General features: G+C 73.3%; 16 protein-coding genes. 7 read left to right on the top strand and 9 right to left on the bottom strand.

Annotated elements, in window-relative coordinates:
* Nucleotides 1–107: 107 nt before the first annotated feature.
* Nucleotides 108–839: a DUF2470 domain-containing protein gene (locus ACIPSJ_RS21795; protein ID WP_359222607.1), complete on the top strand. Its 732-nt coding sequence runs from the start codon at nt 108–110 to the stop codon at nt 837–839.
* Here ACIPSJ_RS21795 and ACIPSJ_RS21790 read toward each other — a convergent pair.
* The 3 genes from ACIPSJ_RS21790 to ACIPSJ_RS21780 form a co-directional block, all read right to left on the bottom strand.
* The gene (locus tag ACIPSJ_RS21790) at nt 807–2,012 is read right to left on the bottom strand and encodes a lactonase family protein (protein ID WP_401347859.1); all 1,206 of its coding nucleotides are present in this window, start codon (nt 2,010–2,012) and stop codon (nt 807–809) included. The two genes, ACIPSJ_RS21795 and ACIPSJ_RS21790, sit on opposite strands and share 33 nt — an antisense overlap.
* A gap of 107 nt (nt 2,013–2,119) precedes the next feature.
* Nucleotides 2,120–3,175, bottom strand: coding sequence for a hypothetical protein (locus ACIPSJ_RS21785; protein WP_401347858.1), 1,056 nt, complete (start codon nt 3,173–3,175; stop codon nt 2,120–2,122).
* A 23-nt stretch (nt 3,176–3,198) separates the two neighbouring features.
* On the bottom strand, nt 3,199–4,455 hold the full coding sequence (locus ACIPSJ_RS21780; protein ID WP_401347856.1) for an aromatic acid exporter family protein: 1,257 nt from the start codon (nt 4,453–4,455) through the stop codon (nt 3,199–3,201).
* Nucleotides 4,456–4,654: 199 nt separating this feature from the next.
* Here ACIPSJ_RS21780 and ACIPSJ_RS21775 point away from each other — a divergent pair, with 199 nt between their 5' ends.
* Nucleotides 4,655–5,563, top strand: a complete 909-nt coding sequence (locus tag ACIPSJ_RS21775) for a DUF3626 domain-containing protein (RefSeq protein ID WP_401347854.1) — start codon at nt 4,655–4,657, stop codon at nt 5,561–5,563.
* Here ACIPSJ_RS21775 and ACIPSJ_RS21770 read toward each other — a convergent pair.
* The gene (locus ACIPSJ_RS21770) at nt 5,509–6,138 is read right to left on the bottom strand and encodes a PAS domain-containing protein (protein ID WP_401347852.1); all 630 of its coding nucleotides are present in this window, start codon (nt 6,136–6,138) and stop codon (nt 5,509–5,511) included. The two genes, ACIPSJ_RS21775 and ACIPSJ_RS21770, sit on opposite strands and share 55 nt — an antisense overlap.
* A 190-nt stretch (nt 6,139–6,328) precedes the next feature.
* Between ACIPSJ_RS21770 and ACIPSJ_RS21765 the strand changes: the two genes are divergently transcribed.
* The 3 genes from ACIPSJ_RS21765 to ACIPSJ_RS21755 all read left to right on the top strand — a co-directional run bounded on the left by ACIPSJ_RS21765 (nt 6,329) and on the right by ACIPSJ_RS21755 (nt 11,299).
* Nucleotides 6,329–9,496 carry a bifunctional cytochrome P450/NADPH--P450 reductase gene (locus ACIPSJ_RS21765; protein WP_401347849.1) on the top strand — a complete coding sequence of 1,056 codons (3,168 nt, stop codon included), beginning with the start codon at nt 6,329–6,331 and terminating at the stop codon, nt 9,494–9,496.
* Nucleotides 9,497–9,717: 221 nt separating this feature from the next.
* Nucleotides 9,718–11,007, top strand: a complete 1,290-nt coding sequence (locus ACIPSJ_RS21760; RefSeq protein ID WP_359222614.1) for an ROK family transcriptional regulator — start codon at nt 9,718–9,720, stop codon at nt 11,005–11,007.
* A 70-nt stretch (nt 11,008–11,077) separates the two neighbouring features.
* Nucleotides 11,078–11,299 carry a hypothetical protein gene (locus tag ACIPSJ_RS21755; RefSeq protein WP_401347846.1) on the top strand — a complete coding sequence of 74 codons (222 nt, stop codon included), beginning with the start codon at nt 11,078–11,080 and terminating at the stop codon, nt 11,297–11,299.
* A gap of 143 nt (nt 11,300–11,442) precedes the next feature.
* Here ACIPSJ_RS21755 and ACIPSJ_RS21750 read toward each other — a convergent pair whose 3' ends face one another.
* Complete coding sequence (locus ACIPSJ_RS21750) at nt 11,443–12,405, bottom strand: SDR family NAD(P)-dependent oxidoreductase (protein ID WP_359222615.1); 963 nt, start codon at nt 12,403–12,405, stop codon at nt 11,443–11,445.
* Nucleotides 12,406–12,902: 497 nt separating this feature from the next.
* Between ACIPSJ_RS21750 and ACIPSJ_RS21745 the strand changes: the two genes are divergently transcribed.
* Nucleotides 12,903–13,160 carry a hypothetical protein gene (locus tag ACIPSJ_RS21745; RefSeq protein ID WP_355709322.1) on the top strand — a complete coding sequence of 86 codons (258 nt, stop codon included), beginning with the start codon at nt 12,903–12,905 and terminating at the stop codon, nt 13,158–13,160.
* A 16-nt stretch (nt 13,161–13,176) separates the two neighbouring features.
* Here the strand turns inward: ACIPSJ_RS21745 and ACIPSJ_RS21740 are convergent, their stop codons facing one another.
* From ACIPSJ_RS21740 to ACIPSJ_RS21725, 4 genes are all read right to left on the bottom strand, one after another.
* Nucleotides 13,177–14,418: an RICIN domain-containing protein gene (locus ACIPSJ_RS21740; RefSeq protein WP_401347844.1), complete on the bottom strand. Its 1,242-nt coding sequence runs from the start codon at nt 14,416–14,418 to the stop codon at nt 13,177–13,179.
* 154 nt (nt 14,419–14,572) lie between these two features.
* The gene (locus ACIPSJ_RS21735; RefSeq protein ID WP_401347843.1) at nt 14,573–15,388 is read right to left on the bottom strand and encodes a VanZ family protein; all 816 of its coding nucleotides are present in this window, start codon (nt 15,386–15,388) and stop codon (nt 14,573–14,575) included.
* A gap of 120 nt (nt 15,389–15,508) precedes the next feature.
* On the bottom strand, nt 15,509–16,141 hold the full coding sequence (locus tag ACIPSJ_RS21730) for a DUF4230 domain-containing protein (protein ID WP_401348657.1): 633 nt from the start codon (nt 16,139–16,141) through the stop codon (nt 15,509–15,511).
* A 181-nt stretch (nt 16,142–16,322) separates the two neighbouring features.
* Nucleotides 16,323–17,138, bottom strand: coding sequence for a helix-turn-helix transcriptional regulator (locus tag ACIPSJ_RS21725; protein WP_401347841.1), 816 nt, complete (start codon nt 17,136–17,138; stop codon nt 16,323–16,325).
* A 74-nt stretch (nt 17,139–17,212) separates the two neighbouring features.
* On the opposite strand from ACIPSJ_RS21725, the gene ACIPSJ_RS21720 reads away from it, so the two are divergent.
* Complete coding sequence (locus ACIPSJ_RS21720; RefSeq protein WP_401347839.1) at nt 17,213–17,926, top strand: SDR family oxidoreductase; 714 nt, start codon at nt 17,213–17,215, stop codon at nt 17,924–17,926.
* Nucleotides 17,927–17,979: the final 53 nt, after the last annotated feature.

The following is a 17,979-nucleotide window of genomic DNA, read 5'->3' as shown; positions in this document are numbered from 1 at the left end:
CTTCGTCCGAAGTCACAGCGGTTCTTCACGTGCGTGGCGCGCTCCGCGCTTGGCGTGCACCCCGATCTTCGCTAAGTTAGGTGAGGCTTACCTAAGGAGGTTTCGGGATGGGTGACGAACAGGCGGCCTGGGCGGCCGGACCCGGCGCGGCCGAACAGGCCCGGTCGCTGCTGGCCACCGCGTGGTCGTGCTTGGTGACCGCGGACGGCGGACGCGAGGAGTTCGTCGGCGCGCACGCCGTCGCCGACGACGGCCGGGTGCTGCTGCATGTGCCCGAGGACAGCGCGCTGCTCGCGGCCGCGATCTGCGCCCCGCGCGGCGAGCCGTCCGCGGTCCTCGAGTTCGCCGACGTCGCGCCCGTACCGGTGCGCAACCGGATCCGGGCCCGGCTCTGGATGGCCGGCTGGTTCGTCCTCGCCGACGGGCATCTCGTCTTCCACCCCACCCGCGTGGTGCTGCGCCGGCCCTCCGGGGCGGTCGTCGTCGACCTGGACGAGTTCACCGCCGCGCACCCCGACCCGCTGGCCGGCGCCGAGGCCGGACTGCTCACCCACCTCGCCGACGCCCACCCGGACGCGGTCGAGCGCCTCACCCGGCTCGTCGAACCGGAGAGCCTGCACGCCGCGACCCGCGTCCAGCCCCTCGCCGTGGACCGGCACGGACTGACCCTGCGCATCGAACGCGCCCGGGCCCACGGCGACGTCCGGCTCGCCTTCCACGCGCCCGCCGACGACGTCGCCGAACTCACCGAGCGCATGCACGTGCTGCTGGCCCAGGCCAGCGCCGCCGCCTCCTGCCCGCGGACGCTACAGCGGCAGCGCGCAGACGGCGACCGGTGACGCGAACGGCTCGCCCGCGAGCCGGAGTTCGCCACTGCGCGCGTCGACGGTGAAGACACTCACGGTGCCGGACCGCTGGTTGGCGGCGAACAGCAGCCCGCCGTCGGGGGAGAACGCGATCTGCCGGGGGAAGTCCCCGTGCACCGGCACCGTGTCCAGCAGCCGCAGCCGGGCCCCGTCGGCCTCGACCGCGTACCTGGCAAGGGTGTTGTCGCCCCGGTTGGCCAGATAGGCGTAGGCGCCGTTCGCGGTGACCAGGATCTGCGCCGGGTAGTTGGTGGTGCCCGGCGCGCTGCCGGTGGACTGCGGCGCGCCGATCGTGAGGCGGCCGGACGCCGGGTCGTACGCGCACACCGCGACCGTGTCGTCCACCTCGTCGGCCAGGTAGGCGTACCGCCCGCCCGGATGGAAGGTCAGATGGCGCGGGCCCGCCCCCGGCTTCGTGTGCGCCTGGGAGACCTCGGTGAGCGTGCCCTTCGTCAGGTCGAGGCGGTAGCTGTAGACCGTGTCGGTGCCCAGGTCGACGGCGAGGACGTGGCCGCCGTCCGGGCTGGTGACGAACTGGTGGGCGTGCGGGCCCTGTTGGCCGGGGCCGGGGGCCGGACTGGAGTGCGTGACCAGGGCTGTGCGCTCCCCGAGGGCGCCCGTGGCGTCGATCGGATGGACGGCCACGCTGCCCGAGGTGTAGTTGGCGCTCAGCAGCCAGCGGCCGGTGGGGTGCACCGAGAGATGGCAGGGCCCTGCCCCGCCGGTGCTCCGGCTGCCCAGGATCCTCCGGTCCGCCAGGCGTACGGCGGTCACGCTCCCGGCGGTGTGCTCGTTCACCGCGTAGAGCGTGCGGCCGTCCGGGTGGACGGCGAGATACGACGGGTCGGGGACGCCGGTGAGCGTGCCGGTCCCGGTGATCGCCCCGGTCTCCGGGTCGTAGGTGGCCAGGCCGATGCCGGTGCCGCCGCCGTCCACGGAGGTGTAGGTGCCGAGGTGGAGTGGGCGGAGACGCGCGGGCGACTTCGCCGGGGTGCCGGTGACCGCCGACGATGCGGCGCGGGCGCGGGCCTCCTCGGGCGGTGCCGCGGGTGCCGGGACGGCCACCACCGCGGCGGCGCCCGCCATCACGCCGACGAACCGGCGCCTGCTCCAGCCGCCGCCCGTCACTTCCGTACCGCTGTCCATGCCCGCACCTCAGGTCGTCGGTCACCTCGGTCGTGACAGCAACCTTGGCGTGGAACCATGGTCGAAAGCAAGATGGGCAACGGCTGTTGCATTCCCTGCAACGGCGGTCACCAGTCGCCGTCCTCCACCGGCTTGCCCGGCGCGTCCTTGAGGGGCAGGACCTGCCCCTGCGACGGCTGCTGCCAGGGCTCCAGGTCGTCGCCCAGCCAGTCGCCGACCGGCTTGACCGCCTCCAGGGCGTCCGTGGGCGCCAGGTCCCGGGCGTCCTCGTCGTAGTAGTCGTACCAGGGGAGACCCGCGCGGGTGTACGCCGCCCGGTCCACCGGCGACGGCGGGGGTGCCTCGCCCGTGATCCGGTGCCACTGCGGGGGTGTGACCAGGTGCACGAACACGCGTCCGGCCGGGGTCTCGGACCAGTCCCGCAGCGGACGCTCGTCCAGGTACACCTCCTGGCGCATCGAGCCGCCGACTCCGAGGCCCATCGCCGCCGGGGCCGACCTCCGTGCCCGCGCCGCCGGGGCCGCTCCCGGCGCGGCCGCCGCCATGGGCAGTGCCGTGCCGAAGGCGCCCGCCGACCGGGTGCTGTGCGTTCGCTCCCGGCTCAGCCGCTCGCGCCGCAGCCGCTCCTGACGGTGGTACTCGGCGAGCGCCTCCCCGGACAACGGGAAGGACTGGAGCTGCACCCCGCCCCACACCTCCTCGCCGGTGACCTGCCCCTCCACCGTCGCGCCCAGTCCGAGCGGCACCGCGACGAACTGGCGCACCGTGCCCTTCCCGGAGTTGATCCCGTCCAGCCAGGGCTGCCGGGGGAGTGCCAGGTAGTTCTGCGGCCGCTGCGAGAGCCGGTCGCTCCACGGCTTCCCGGACACCGCGCACACCTTGCCCACGCCGACCTGAAGGGCCGCCGGCCGCGCCGTGCCCGCGAAGCTCAGCCACATCGCCTCGCGCAGATACACCGGGAGCATCACCCCGCCCCGGGCCAGCCACTCCGCCGGGGCGGTGTCGGGGTAGTCGCCGACCCGCCGGACCGGGAACTCCCCGAGCCCCGGCGGCAGCGGATGCGTGCCCGTCTCCGGCAGCCGCAGCGTGCGCACGAACCGCACCGCCACCTCGCCGGGCAGCCGCAGTGTGTTCCCGTCGATCCGTACCGCCGTGTCGGTCATCGGCGTGCCCCCTTCCCCGTCCTTCACAGAGAACGTCCGGGGCCACCGCCCCGGTTCCGCCGCAGCCGCTCCGGTACGCCCACCCGCTCCCGCAGCCAGGTCAGCCACGGCGGCCGCTTGGCGCGCTGCTCGGCGGAGACCCGGTCCAGCTCCTCCAGCAGCCGGCGGGTGCGGTGCTCGGTGTCCAGCTCGTCCAGCAGCCGGTTGACCTCGGTCAGCACGGCGCCCAGCAGCTGCCAGTTCCGGTCGTCCCGGCGGACGTCGTCCCGGAGCAGCTCGGCGAGCTTGTCGCGGGTGCCGGCCGCGCTGTGCAGCTCGGCGGTGAGCCGGGCCTCGGCCGACTCGGCGCTCTCGCTGATGCTGGTGGTCACCAGCACCGCGAAGCTGACCACGGCGTCGGCGATCTGGGACAGCAGCCGCTCCACGGCCGCCCCCGCGTCCGAGGCGAACAGGGGTTCGGGTTCGCGGGCCTTGGCCAGGTCGGTGAAGGTGCGGGCCAGCACCCGCAGCACGACCGTGCAGATCTCCAGCGTGTCCAGGCCGGTGCGCAGCACCACCCGGTGCAGCAGGCCCTCCCTGACCCGCGGATTGAGCCGCAGGCTGTCCTCGGCCTGCCGCAGCGCCGCGTCCACCTCCACGATGGCGTGGTCCAGACGGCGCGCCTCGTGCAGCCGCTCGGCCGCCTGCTGCCACGGCGTGAGCCCCGCCGCCTCCTCGCCCATCCGCAGCATCAACTGCCGCAGCCGGCGCGCCAGGCCCTCGATCGACTCCCCGGCCTCGTCCACCCACACCGGCGGCGGGAGCAGCAGATTGCAGCCCATCCCGACGACCGCGCCGATCAGGGTCTCCACGATCCGCGCCCACGCCGTACTGCTGATCGTGGTGACCCCGAGCACCAGCATGGCGCTGATCGCCACCTCGGGGATGTACTCGTCGACGCGGACCAGATGCCCCACCGCCAGCGAGGCCACGATCAGCAGCGCCAGGCTCCACCAGGTCAGCCCCACCAACTGGCTGAACGCGATGGCGACCAGCACACCGGCCACCACCGAGTTGACCCGGCGGAAGCCGTTGGTCAGCGTGGCGTACAGGGTCACCTGCACCACCAGCAGCGCGGTGAGCGGGGCGGTGAGCGGGGCCGGTTCCGGGCTCAGATGGAGCGCGACGACATAGGCGATCGTGGCCGCGGTGGCCGACCGCAGCGTCTGGACGACCACCGGGTCCCGATGGCGCCGCAGCAGTCGTCGCAGCCCGTCGGCCCACTTCCGTACGTCTTGCATCCCTTGGCCTGTTCCCACTCGCGTGTCACGTCGAACGTATTGTCCACAGATCACTCACGCGCGCTAGTGGCTGGACGACCAGAGGTGATTACGGACGGTCTCCGCGGCCCGCCCGGGGGTGAAACGGCCGCGACGGGTCCGGCCGCGGTCGGTTAGGGTCGGCCGACAGCAGACCGGCCACAGGGCGGGGGAGGAGCCGATGGGGCACCCGGGCATCGGGACGGCACGGGCCGCGGCGGCGCTGCGGCATGTGGCCGCGCTGTCCTCGGGACCGGCCCTCGACCCGGGTCTGCGGGTCACCCTGAACTTCCACCCCGACCGGCTCTCGGCCGGCCTGCCGATCCTGCGGGCACTGGCCCGGGACGGCGTCTACCACTCGCAGTTCGTCACCGGCACCAGCAACGGCGGGCTCACCGCCCACCCCGGCGGCGACCGCTGGCGCTGGGAGAGCCGGATCTTCGGCGGTACCTACGACGACGCCCGCCCCGCCGAGCGACCGGTGTACGGCGCGCTGAACTTCCGCCGCCAAGTGGTCGGCGCCGCACCGCGGTTCGGCTCCTCGCACCTGCGGCTGACCGGCCCGGCCCTGGACCGGGCCACCTTCTGCTACCCCGACAGCGCGGCCGAGCCGACGGACTTCGGCGTCGCCACCGGAACGCATCTGCTCGCCCTGGCCGAGGCCGACGAGCAGGACGCCCTCAACGACTACATCGAGACCCAGGTGCACGGCGGGGTCCGGCTCGACCGGGACGTGGAGGCCCTCGTCCTGGACGCCGGTTACCGCTCCACCCCGGTGGCGACCGCGGCCCGCCGGCTGCCCTTCCCGGTGGAATGGCACCCCGGCTACCGGCTCACCGTCGCCGAGCTGCGCCGGCACGCCGACTACCGGGGCCCCGAGTACGCCGAACTCGGCGCCCTGATCGCCGAGAAGGACGTGATCGACCCCCGGATCATCGGCGACGCGGCCCGCACCGGCCGCTACGCGATCCAGGACCTCAAGATGGTCTGGCACACCCTCGCCCGCTTCGGCGCCCCGGAAGGCGCCGGCACCGCCTACACCGTCGGGGCGGGCGGCCAGACACCCGGCCTGAGCACGCCCAAGGCATAGGCGCGGGCGACCAGTTCGGTGCGGTTCGCCGCGTCCCAGCGGGCCGACAGCCGGCGCAGATGGTAGGTCACGCCGTCCCCGGTCAGGCCCAGCTCACGGGCGGCCTGCGCGGTTGAGGCACCCCCGGCCAGCAGCGCCAGCACCCGCCCCTCGACCGGGGTGACCCGGGCGGGCTCCGCCTCGGGCGCCGCGCGCTCGCCCGCCACCCGCAACATCACCAGCAGCGACGGCGTCTCACCCACCGCCTCGCTCACCGGGTCCGCCGTCAGCTCCCCGTACCGCTCCGCCCCGCCGGGCGCCCGCCACCGCACCGACACCTGGTAGCGCGAGCGGTGCCGCAGCCGCAGCGCCTCGGCGATCCGCTCCACCTGCGCCTCCTCCTGCGGGCGGAACAGCTCCAGCACGTCCCGGCCGCGCAGCCGGCCCGGCGGCGTCCCGCACTCGGCGGCCATCGCGGGGTTGGCGAGCACCACCACGCCGTACACGTCGCACACCGCGATCGGCACCGCCACCCGGTCGAACAGCGTCAGGGCACGGTTGCGCCACACCACCCCGTCGAGCCCGCCCGCCGCCATGCCCACCTCAGCTCCCTTCACCCTCATCCAAGGCGAGCCACCAGGTCAGAGGCAACTCCACCGGTGGGGCGCAAGACCCGGCGGACACTTTCGACTGCACGATCGTGTAGTGCGGGCGCGCCGGGCCGCACCCCCCGGGGACCACGCTGGAACGCAGGACTTCCGTACCGCGAAAGGCAGTTGCCGCGCCATGCCCCCCACCGCGCCGTACCCCGTCACCGCACCCGCCCTGCCCGGCGTCCCCGTCGCCGACATCACCGCCACCGGCCCCGGCCGTACCCCGATCCAGCAGGTCATGGACCTGATGCGGGAGCACGGACCGGTCCTGGTACGACGGCTGCACGGACGGGACACCCTGTTCGTCGCCGACGCCGACCTGGTCGCCGACCTCGCCGACGAGCAGCGGTTCGCCAAGCACGTCGGACCCGCCCTGGAGAACGTCCGCGCCTTCGTCGCCGACGGGCTGTTCACCGCCTACAACGACGAACCCAACTGGGCCAAGGCGCACGACATCCTCATGCCCGCCTTCGCGCTCGGCTCGATGCACACCTACCACCCGGTGATGCTCAAGGTCGCCCGCCGGCTGATCGACTCCTGGGACCGGGCCGCCCGCGACGGACGCCCGGTCGACGTCCCGGACGACATGACGCGGATGACCCTCGACACCATCGGCCTGGCCGGCTTCGACCACGACTTCGGCTCCTTCGAGCGCGCCGAACCCCACCCCTTCGTCGAGTCCATGGTCCGCTGCCTGGAGTGGAGCATGACCCGGCTGGCCCGCCGGCCCGGCGCCGACCACACGGCCGCCGACGCGGCCTTCCGCGCCGATGCCGCCTACCTCGCCCAGGTCGTCGACGACGTCATCGCCGCCCGCACCGGCACCGACCAGAGCGGAGCCGAGGACCTCCTCGGCCTGATGCTCTCCGCCCGCCACCCGGACGACGGCACCACCCTGGACCCGGCCAACATCCGCAACCAGGTCATCACCTTCCTCATCGCGGGCCACGAGACCACCTCCGGCGCGATGTCCTTCGCCCTGTACTACCTGGCCAAGCACCCCACCGCGCTCCAGCTGGTGCAGCGCGAGGTGGACGCCCTGTGGGGCGACACGCCCGACCCGGAGCCGACCTACGACGAGGTCGGCCGGCTCACCTACACCCGGCAGGTGCTCAACGAGGCGCTGCGGCTGTGGCCGACGGCCGCCGCGTTCGGCCGGCACGCCCTGGCGGACACCCTGCTCGGCGGCCGGGTCCCGCTGAAGGCCGGCCAGTCCGTCACCGTGCTCGCGCCGATGCTGCACCGCCAGCCCGTCTGGGGCGACAACCCCGAGCTGTTCGACCCCTCCCGGTTCGCCCCGGAGGCCGAGGCGGCCCGCCCGGTGCACGCCTTCAAGCCCTTCGGCACCGGCGAACGCGCCTGCATCGGACGCCAGTTCGCGCTGCACGAGGCGACCATGCTGCTGGCCATGCTGGTGCACCGCTACCGGCCGCACGACCACGCGGACTACACGCTCACGGTCAAGGAGACCCTCACCCTCAAGCCCGAGGGCTTCACCCTGACCCTCACCCCGCGCACCCCCGCGGACCGCGAACACCGGCCCCTGCCGGGTGCCGTGCCGACGGTCACCCCGGACCCGCGCGAGACGGCCGCCCTTCCGGCCCGCGTCCGCACCGGCACCGGCGCCCTCCTGCTGCACGGCAGCAACTACGGCACCTGCCGCGGCTTCGCCGCCCAACTCGCCGACGAGGCCGCCGGGATCGGCTGTGCCACCGAGGTCGCGGCCCTGGACGCGTACGCCACCGGTCTCCCCACCGACCGGCCCGTCGTCATCACCGCCGCCTCCTACAACGGCCGCCCCACCGACGACGCCACCGCCTTCGCCGCCTGGCTCGACGGCAGCCCCGACCTGACCGGCGTGACCTACGCCGTGCTCGGTGTCGGCGACCGCAACTGGGCCGCCACCTACCAGCACTTCCCGACCCGCGTCGACGCCCGCCTCGCCGAACTCGGCGCCACCCGCCTCACCGACCGGGCCGCCGCCGACGCCTCCGGCGACCTGACCGGCACGGTCCGCGCCTTCACCGCCCGGCTGCGCACCGCCCTGCTGGAGCGGTACGGCGACCCCGACGCCACCCCCTCGGCGGAGCCGGTCACCGCCTACGAGGTCCGCACCCTGACCGGCGGCCACCTCGACGCCCTCGCCGACCGCCACGGGCTCGTCCCCATGACGGTCACCGAGGCGTACGACCTCACGGCCCCGGGACATCGGCGCACCAAGCGTTTCCTGCGCATCGCCCTGCCCGAGGGCGTGCGCTACCGCACCGCCGACCATCTGAGCGTGCTCCCCGCCAACGCCCCCGAGCTCGTCGCCCGCACGGCCGCCGCCCTCGGCATCGACCCCGACACCGTCCTGGACATCCGCGCCACCCGCCCGCGCCGCGACGGCCTCGCCGTCGACCGCCCGCTGACCGTACGCCGACTCCTCACGCACCACGTCGAGCTGCAGGAACGCCCGAGCGCCCAGCAGCTGTCCCTCCTCGCCGAGGCCGACCCCTGCCCGCCCGAGAAGGCCGCCCTCGCCGCCCTCGCCGCCCTCGCGGCTCCGGGCGACGACCCGCGCACCCTCGTCGAGATCATCGAGGACCACCCGGCCCTGCGCGGCGCCCTCGACTGGCCCCGCCTCCTGGAGCTCCTCACCCCGCTGAAGCCCCGCCACTACTCGATCTCCTCGTCCCCGGCCACCGCCCCCGGCCACGCCGACCTGATGATCTCCCTCCTGGAGGCCCCCGCCCGCTCCGGCAAGGGCACCTACCAGGGCACCGCTTCCCACCACCTGACCACCCTGCGCCCCGGGGACACGCTGTACGCCCGCGTCCAGCCGTGCCGGGAGGTGTTCCGCGTCGACGACAGCGCACCGGTCATCATGATCGCGGCCGGCACCGGTCTGGCCCCCTTCCGGGGCGCGATCGCCGACCGCACGGCCGCCCTCGCCGCGGGCACCGAACTCCCGCCCGCCCTCTGCTACTTCGGCTGCGACGCGCCCGACGCCGACTTCCTGCACGCCGAGGAGCTGCGCGGCGCGGAGGCCACCGGCGCGGTGTCGATCCGCCCCGCCTTCAGCACGGCCGGCACCTTCGTCCAGCACCGCGTCGCGGCCGAGTCCGACGAGGTCTGGACTCTGCTGGCGGCAGGCGCCAGGGTGTACGTCTGCGGCGACGGCAGCCGGATGGCACCCGGGGTACGCGAGGTGTTCCGTACGATGTACCGCGACCGCACTCCGGGAGGAAACGCCGACGAATGGCTGAACTCCCTGGTGGCGAACGGTCGTTTCGTGGAGGATGTGTACGCGTCATCCTGATTGGCGCCCCGGTGTGAAGCGCCCCGTCAGGGGCGCGGGGAACTGCGCGGACAGCCACGACGGGCCCGTCGCCCGCGTACCACCCGCACCCCCACGGCGTGCCCCGGAGCCGTCCCCTCCTTAGCTCACAGCGTGAACTAAGGGTTGGGGAAATATCGCTTCCGGCCCCCCGAAGGAGTATGTTGCAGGTCGGGCAGGGTTCGTGAAGGGAGCGGAGCCACATGACGGGGCGGAACGGGCGCACGGTACGCGACCTCAGAAGGGCCAACCGCACGGCCGTGCTGCAACGGCTCTATTTCGACGGCCCGCTCAGCCGCTTCGAGCTGGGCCCGGCGACCGGCCTGAGCTCCGGCTCGGTGAGCAATGTGGTCGCCGACCTGGTCGCCGACGGCCTCGTCGAGGAGGCGGGCAGCGTCGACTCCGACGGCGGCCGCCCCCGCACCCTGCTGCGGGTCGCCCCGCACAGCGGCCACATGATCGGCGTGGACGTCGGCGAGACCCGCGTCCGCGTCGAACTCTTCGACCTCAACCTCACCGAACTCGCCCGCGTCGAGCGCCCTCTGGAACAGCAGGGCTACGACGTCGAGGTGATCGTCGGCCACATCCGGGACGGCATCGACGAGGTCCTCGCCACCGACGGTGCCTCGCCCGAGCTGCTGCTCGGGGTCGGTGTCGGCGTCCCCGGCATCGTCGAGCACACCGTCGACCGGGGCGCGGTGGTGCACGGCCAGACCATCGGCTGGGACGCCGTCCCGCTGGAGGAGCTGCTCCGTACCGGCTGCCAACTCCGGGACTCCGTGCCGTACTTCATCGACAACGGCGCCAAGACCCTGGGCCAGGCCGAGATGTGGTTCGGCGCGGGACGCGGCGCGGACAACGCGGTCGTGGCGCTGTTCGGCTCCGGCGTCGGCGCCTGTCTGGTCACCGCCGAGGTGGAGCACGGCCGGGCCCTCGAATGGGGTCACCTGACCGTACGGGTGCGGGGCCGCCGCTGCCGCTGCGGAGCGCTCGGCTGCCTGGAGGCTTACGCGGGCGCCGAGTCGCTGCTGGACCGCTGGCGCGAGGGGGGCGGCCGGCCGGCCGAGGGCCTCGACGAGGAGTCCGCGCTCACCGCGATGCTCGCCGCCGCCTATCCGCCCGAGGGCACCGAGCCCGACCCGGTCGCGCTCGCCGTCCTGGAGGAGACCGCCGAGTACCTGGGCGCCGGCCTCTCCGACCTGATCAACCTCTTCCAGCCCGAGCGGATCCTGATCGGCGGCTGGGCCGGCCTCCAGCTGGGCGCCCGCTTCCTGCCCGCCGTCCGCCGCTACGCGACCACGTACGCGCTGCGCCACCCCGCCGAGCAGGTCACCATCGACCTGGGCCGGCTCGGCCCGGACGCGGTCACCGTGGGTGCCGCGATCCTGCCCCTCGCCGACTTCTTCGGTCGCGGCGGACGCCGTGCGGAACCGGTCACCGAGGACCGGCTGCCGGCCTGGCGGACGGCGCTGGAGGAGCGGTCCCCGCGCTGAGCCGATCCGTTTGAGGACTCCCCGGCGAGGTACTCGCCCACCGCTCGGACCGACACGAGGGGAGTACGCCGTGGGCGACCGACGGGGCGAGCGGCCCGTACCCCGCGACATGCAGGACCAGCAGGCCGGGACCGACGGCCGGGATCCGTGGGACGCGGCCGAGGGCCGTCACCCGGACGGCGACGCCGCCGGCCTGCCCGAAACCGACGAGGCCGGCACCGGACCCCGGGGTGCACCGAGCTCGGGGGCGGTGCACCCCGGCGACCCGCCGCCGGACGAGCCGTCCGACTGATCCGGCTGAGGACCCGGGTGTCGGGGCGCCGCAGGCATGAGGGCCGCAGGAAGTCCGCTGCCCGGCAACTGGGCGGAGATGTCCGGGAGTTCATCCACCCGGGTCGGGTGACGCGGTGCATGGTGGCCTGAGCGCCCCGGGGATCAGGCGAACGCGTTCACGCCCGTCAGCTCCGCCGAGAGGTCCCAGAGGCGGGCGGCCTGCTCCGGGTCGACGGCCCAGGCCTGCACGCCGGTCGTCGCGCCCTCCACGGCGGGCTCGGCGATGTCGCAGTCCTCCAGGTACACCCCGCCCATGTCCGCCAGCTGCGGGGAGGTGGCGGCCCAGGTCTGGGTGGCCGCACCCTGCTCGGGCGTCTTGAAGCCCTGCGGGTTCAGGACGGTGCCCTGTTCGTCGATCCAGCCGCGCTCGATCATCTCCTCGCGGGGGATGTGGCGCTGCAACGGGGTCATGATGCCGCCCGGGTGCAGGGCGAAGGCCCGCACACCGGCGTCCCGGCCGAGCCGGTCCAGGTGCACGGCGAACAGCACGTTCGCGGTCTTGGCCTGGCCGTACGCCTCCCATTTGTCGTAGCCGTGCGTCCACTGGACGTCGTCCCAGCGCATGCCGGAGAAGTGGTGGGCGCGGGACGAGACCGACACGATCCGGGCGCCGCCCGGCTCGATGGCCGGCCAGAGCCGGTTGACCAGGGCGAAGTGCCCGAGGTGGTTGGTGGCGAACTGGGCCTCCCAGCCGGGGCCGACCCGGGTCTCGGGGCAGGCCATGATCCCCGCGCTGTCGATCATGAAGTCGACGGTCCGGCCGGAGGCCAGGAACCGCTCGGCGAAGCCGCGCACGCTGTCCAGGTCGCCGAGGTCCAGCTCGTCCACCTCGACCCGGTCGAGGCCGGTCAGCGCCTCCCGGGCGGCCTCGGCGCGCCGTGCGGGGACGACGACCCGGGCGCCCGCCTCGGTGAGGGCCCTGGTGGTCTCCAGGCCGAGCCCGGAGTAGCCCCCGGTGACGATCGCCAGCCGGCCGCCGAGGTCGAGGCCCGCCAGGACGTCGGCGGCCGTGCTCTCCGCGCCGAAACCGGAACCGATCTTGTGCTGAGGAGTCGTGGTGTTCATGGAAGGAACGCTACGAATTGGAGCGCGCTCGAAGTCAAGCGGAGCATCCCGGGGTGCCCCGAACGGCTCTCAGCGGCCCCGGACGGCTCCGGGCGGCCCCGAACGGCTCCGAACAGCGGAAAGCCCCGGCCGCGACGGGGGATTCGCGGCCGGGGCGGCCAGGTGGTGGGCACGGATGGCGGTCGCCTCTCGGCGAAACGCTCCACAGGGCTTCAGCCAAACGATCGTCCCTGTGGGCAAAAGGTGAGGCCCGGGGACACTGTCCCATCCGCACCCACGGCTGGTTCAACGGGCAACCACCCTACGGTGTTCCAGACCCGCCCGTGATCCGCGTCACCCCCGGGAACCGCCGGTGCTCCGCGGCCCTCTCCCTTCTCAAGCCCGCGCAAACATCCGGGCAAATCTCCGGCCGCCGAAGCGCTGACCAGCAGGGCCACCCCGCCGTCAGGGTGACTCGGGCAGGCCACTTCCGCCCGGGGAGATCTACCCTCGATTGCATGACCGAGATAGCGAGCCCCCACATCTCCCAGCCGCGGATCCTGGTGCTCGGGGTCATGACCGGCAAGCCGGGCTCCCCGCCCTTCCGCATCGTGGAGATCGACGGCGAGGTGGTCGCCGAGGCGAGGGACATCACCCAGGTGCTGTCGGTCGCCGCGGCCTACGGCATCACGGTCCACGACCTCGACGACCCGGGAGTGGTGTGCTGGGTGGGCGGGGACAAGTACACCTGGACGCCCCGCCCACCGCGCCGCTAGCCGACGGGCCGGACGCTCAGCCGACGGTCCACTTCTGGTTGGCGCCGCCCGTGCAGGTCCAGATCTGCAGCCGGGCGCCGTTGGCCGAGTTGTTGCCGGTGACGTCCAGGCACTTGTTCGCCTGGGGGTTGACGATGTCGTGCGCCGAGGAGACGGCCCACTTCTGGGCGGCGGTGCCGTTGCAGTCGTAGAGCTGGACCGTCGTGCCGTCCGCCGTGCCGCCGCCGGTGACGTCCAGGCACTTGCCCAGCGCGCGGACGGTCCCGTCGCTGCCGACCGTCCACTGCTGCGCGGCGGTGCCGTTGCAGTCGTAGAGCTGTACGGCCGTGCCGTTGGCGGAGTTCGCCCCGGCCACGTCCACGCACTTGCCGGCCAGGCCCTTGATCGCGACCCCGGCCGCGGTGTCACCGGTCGTCACCGACACCGAGTCCACGACCAGCTGCTGCGGGAAGGAGGTGGAGCTGTCCGGGTCGCCCGGCCAGTAGCCGCCGACGGCCAGGTTCAGGATCAGGAAGAACGGCTTGTTGAACGCCCAGGTGTTGCCGCCCACGTCGGCGGGCGTGCGGGTCTGGTAGACGTTCCCGTCGACCGACCACTTGATCGAGTTGGGCGCCCAGTCCACCGCGAAGGTGTGGAAGGCGTCCGCGAAGGCCTGGCCGTTCGACAGCGAGTAGGCCGCGCCTATGCCGGCCGAGCCGGAGTAGCCGGGGCCGTGGATGGTGCCGTGCACGGTCGAGGGCTCGTAGCCGACGTTCTCCATCACGTCGATCTCACCCGAGTTCGGCCAGCCGACCGACCCGATGTCGGTGCCGAGCATCCAGAACGCGGGCCACATGCCCTGCCCGCGCGGGATCTTCATCCGGGCCTCGACGTGCCCGTACTGGGCGCTGAACTTCCCGGAGGTGTTCATCCGGGCCGAGGTGTACTGGCAAGTGCCGTACCAGCACTGGTAGTTGGCGGGATTCTCCTTCTTGGCCGTGATGACCAGGTGGCCCTGGCCGTCGAGGGCCGCGTTGTTGGTGCCCGAGGTGTAGTACTGCCGCTCGTGGTTGTTGACGTTGTCGCCGGTCTCCATCGACCACTTCGAGGAGTCGACCGCCGAGCCGGCGGCCCCGTCGAAGGTGTCGGAGAAGGTGACGGCGGCCGCGCCGGCGTCGGCGGCCTGCGCCTGGCGGGCCGGGCCGACCGCGAAGGAACCGGCCAGTGCGGCGGACAGGACGGCGAACAGGCATCTGCGGAGCAAGCGTGGGGAGGCCACGGCTCCTCCTTCCGTACGGCGGCCGGACGCGGGGAGGCGGCCGGCCGAGGTGGGGGGTGAAGGCGTCGCCTGTTGATTTAAGGAGTGAGATAAGTGACGCGTCAATACCTTGGTACGGACCAGTCTCGGACGTTCGGGCGGCCGTCCTCCCGGCTTACGCCTTGCGTTTGCGCGCGTGCACCGCGCGGCCGAGCCGGCGGCCCAGCAGCAGCCAACCGACCAGCGCCCCCGAGGTGTTGAGGATGACGTCGTCCACGTCGAAGGCCCGGCCGGTGACCAGCGCCCCCTGCGCCAGCTCCACCAGCAGCATCACGATCGCGGTCAGCGCCAGCACCCGCAGGACGCTCCGGGCGCCGGGCGCCAGGACCGGCACCAGGATTCCGAACGGGACCCCGAGCAGGATGTTCCCGCCGATCTGTTTGACGGCGTCACGGAAGGCGGGCTGGTCCAGATAGATCTTGAGGGTGGCGCCGGGATGCAGATTGGTGTGGGCGATCGACACCGACGCCGGGGACGGATCCAGGGTCAGCTGGGCCAGGACGACGGCGAACGCCACCATCGCGGTGAAGGCGCACGCCATGGCCAGCAGCCGCAGCGGAAGGGGCAGCGGACGGCGCTCCGCGCCGGACTTGGCCGCGGCCGCCTTCCCGCCCGGGCGGCCGGCTTTCCCGCCCGAGCCGCCGGCCTTGGCGGCGGCGCCCTTGCGGGACGCGCCGGTCTTACCGGTGCCGACGGCCTTGCCGATGCGGCTGGTCCTGCCGGTGCCGACGGCCTTGCCCTTCTTGGCGGCGCCGCCCGGTTTCGCGGCCGTAGCCTTCTTCGGGCCGGGGTCCGGCTCGGCACGGCGGACCCCGACGACGCGTGCGGCCCTGGTGAACAGCCCGGCCCTGCCGCCGGTGCCCCCGTCCTTCTTCGTCTCCTCGGTGGTCCCGGCCTTGCTGGTGCGCGGGCGCGAGGCGGCGCTGGCCATGTCGGTCCTCCACTCTTCAACATCTCGGCGTGCTAAGCCAGTTACCCAGGAAATGCCCGGCGATGCCGCCCCGCCCGGCGGTGGCCGGAGCACACCGCCGGGCCCTCTGGCGTCCGCCGGTCAGACGGTGCCGTAGGACACATGCACCTCCGTGAAGCCGAGGGAGTGCAGCAGGCCCTCCAGCATGTTGGTGGTGTTGGTCTCGGCCCGGGTGGTCAACCCGCTGTCCTTGGCCGCCGCCGAGATGTGCTTCACGGCCAGCTTCTGCACCGCCTGCTCGCTGTTGGGGTTGTCGGAGAACAGGTCGCCGAGCCGGTCCAGCAGGCCGCGCTCCTTGGAGACGGCGTAGGAGTGGTCGGGGTCCAGGGCTGCCTTGCCGAGTTGTGCGTGCGGCAGCCGGATGGTCGCCTCGGTCCGGTCGCCGTTGACCGTCACGTCCTTCTGGTGGATCTTGCCGAGGTCGACGTAGGCGTCGACGTTGCCCGCCCCGACGTACAGGGTGCGGGTGCCGCGGATCGCGCTGGGCAGGTACTTGGCGTCCTTCTCCAGGTCCACGACGACCTGGAAGTTGCCGGACGCCGCGTCGTAACGGCTCATGTCCGTGATGGACTTGAGCAGCGCGGGACCCGTGTTGTCCCGGGTCTCGGTGCCGAACAGGTCCTTGATGCCCGGCAGCACCGCCAGCTTGATCCCGGCGAACAGCACCACGAGCACCAGCACGAACGCGGTGAGCAGTTTCGCCCAGCCGGGCATGCGCCGGGGCAGGGCCTTGACGGGCGTCTCCTTCGTGGAGCTCGCCTTGCTCTCCTTCGTGGAACTCGCCATGTGACGGTCCTCCTTTCCACCGAGACGAATGCCCGGCAGAAGCCTTGTCAGACCGTGCTGTCGGCCGATTGGGACAGCTGACGCAGGACTGGTACAGAGTGGCGTCCGGCTAGGCCGGTCCGGCCAGTTCGGCGATCCGTCCGGCCGACGGTGAGCCCGGATCCGCCGTGACGAGGACGACCTCCTGGTCGTCCTCCGGCACCAGCAGGACATCGCAGTTCAGCCGCAGCCGCCCCAGCTCGGGATGGTCGAGGACCTTGGCGCGGTGCCCCGGGGCGTGCACCGGGTGCAGCGCCCAGATCCGCCGGAACTCCGCACTGTCCGCGTGCAACTCGCCCAGCAGGTCGGCGAGTCGGGCGTCGTGCGGATAGCGTTCGGCGGCCCGCCGCAGCCGGGCCACGACGATGTGCCCGAACTCCGCCGCGCCCGAACTCTCGTACATCCGGCCCTGGCCCAGGAAGCGCCGCCGGGCCAGGTTGACCGTCCCGTGCCCCAGGTCCCCGCCGAACAGCCGCTGGGCGAGCGGGTTCCAGGCGACCAGGCCGTACCCGGCGTCGGTGACGATCGCCGCGGTGCCGTGCAGCCGCTCCAGCATCCGGGACACGTGCGGGCGTACCTGCCGAGGCGCCGACGCGCCGGGCGGCGGGGCCGCCGAGCCGGCCAGCCGGAAGAGGTGGCTGCGCTCGGCGGGTGCCAGCCGCAGGGCGCCGGCCAGGGCGTCCAGGACGCGCGGCGAGGGGCGGGGGCCGCGGGCCTGCTCCAGCCGGGTGTAGTAGTCGACCGACACATGGGCCAGCTCGGCGACCTCCTCGCGCCGCAGTCCGGGCGTACGGCGCGGGACGGTGCCCGGCGCCAGCCCCACCGCGGCCGGCCGCAGCGCCGCCCGGCGCTCCCGCAGGAATCGGGCCAGTTCCTGCCTGGCCATACCGCCGCCTCCCCGGTCCGCCTGGTACAGACGGTCCCTGGCAGGACGGACGCGACCGGGGAACCGTGGCTGTCATGAACGATCGCACAGCACTCGTCACCGGTGCCGACAAGGGCATCGGCTTCCATGTCGCCCGGCTCCTCGCCGAGGAGGGCTGGACCGTCCACGTCGGCTCCCGGGACACCGGGCGCGGTGAGCGGGCCGTCCTGGAGATCGGCGGGGCCGCCCGGCTCCTCGTCCTCGATGTCACCGATCCCGGCAGCGTCGAGCGCGCCGCAGCCCGGATCGAACACCTGGACGTCCTGGTCAACAACGCGGGCATCCAGCCGGTGACCGGCCCGCCCGCCGCGACCGGCGTCGAGGACCTGCGGCGGACCTACGAGACCAATGTCTTCGGGGTCGTCGCGGTCACCAACGCCTTCCTGCCGGCCCTGCGCCGCTCCGCCCACCCGCGCGTCGTGAACGTCTCCAGCGGCACCGCATCCCTCACCTGGAGTACGCATCCCAATCCGCAGTTCGCGCACGGCAGCCCCCGGTCCGCCGCCTACCGCTCCTCGAAGGCCGCACTCAACGCGCTCACCGTGTTCTACGCCCAGGAACTGGCCGAGGACGGGATCAAGGTGAACGCCCTCGCCCCGGGGCGGCGGGCCACCGACCTGGTCCCCGGGATCACCGGCGGCGGCGATCCCGCCGAGGCGGCGCGCGGGGCCGTACGACTGGCGCTGCTGCCGGACGACGGGCCGACCGGCGGGTTCTTCTCCTGGGACGGCGCACCCGTGCCGTGGTGAGAGCGCCACGGTCCGTAGCATGAGCCCGTAGCCCGTATTGATCATGCGAGGAG

This window comes from Streptomyces sp. NPDC090088 (assembly GCF_044747345.1).
In the GTDB taxonomy this organism is placed as follows: domain Bacteria; phylum Actinomycetota; class Actinomycetes; order Streptomycetales; family Streptomycetaceae; genus Streptomyces.
Note: the sequence above shows the minus strand (reverse complement) of the source record. Positions and strands in the feature narration are given on the sequence as shown.

Coding starts and splice junctions, on each gene's coding strand:
- ACIPSJ_RS21765 (WP_401347849.1), top strand. CDS start 6,329: ATGCCCCCCACCGCGCCGTACCCCGTCACCGCACCCGCCCTGCCCGGC.
- ACIPSJ_RS21780 (WP_401347856.1), bottom strand. CDS start 4,455: ATGCAAGACGTACGGAAGTGGGCCGACGGGCTGCGACGACTGCTGCGG.
- ACIPSJ_RS21725 (WP_401347841.1), bottom strand. CDS start 17,138: ATGGCCAGGCAGGAACTGGCCCGATTCCTGCGGGAGCGCCGGGCGGCG.
- ACIPSJ_RS21795 (WP_359222607.1), top strand. CDS start 108: ATGGGTGACGAACAGGCGGCCTGGGCGGCCGGACCCGGCGCGGCCGAA.
- ACIPSJ_RS21760 (WP_359222614.1), top strand. CDS start 9,718: ATGACGGGGCGGAACGGGCGCACGGTACGCGACCTCAGAAGGGCCAAC.
- ACIPSJ_RS21775 (WP_401347854.1), top strand. CDS start 4,655: ATGGGGCACCCGGGCATCGGGACGGCACGGGCCGCGGCGGCGCTGCGG.
- ACIPSJ_RS21785 (WP_401347858.1), bottom strand. CDS start 3,175: ATGACCGACACGGCGGTACGGATCGACGGGAACACACTGCGGCTGCCC.
- ACIPSJ_RS21735 (WP_401347843.1), bottom strand. CDS start 15,388: ATGGCCAGCGCCGCCTCGCGCCCGCGCACCAGCAAGGCCGGGACCACC.
- ACIPSJ_RS21730 (WP_401348657.1), bottom strand. CDS start 16,141: ATGCCCGGCTGGGCGAAACTGCTCACCGCGTTCGTGCTGGTGCTCGTG.
- ACIPSJ_RS21770 (WP_401347852.1), bottom strand. CDS start 6,138: ATGGCGGCGGGCGGGCTCGACGGGGTGGTGTGGCGCAACCGTGCCCTG.
- ACIPSJ_RS21790 (WP_401347859.1), bottom strand. CDS start 2,012: ATGGACAGCGGTACGGAAGTGACGGGCGGCGGCTGGAGCAGGCGCCGG.
- ACIPSJ_RS21745 (WP_355709322.1), top strand. CDS start 12,903: ATGACCGAGATAGCGAGCCCCCACATCTCCCAGCCGCGGATCCTGGTG.
- ACIPSJ_RS21720 (WP_401347839.1), top strand. CDS start 17,213: ATGAACGATCGCACAGCACTCGTCACCGGTGCCGACAAGGGCATCGGC.
- ACIPSJ_RS21750 (WP_359222615.1), bottom strand. CDS start 12,405: ATGAACACCACGACTCCTCAGCACAAGATCGGTTCCGGTTTCGGCGCG.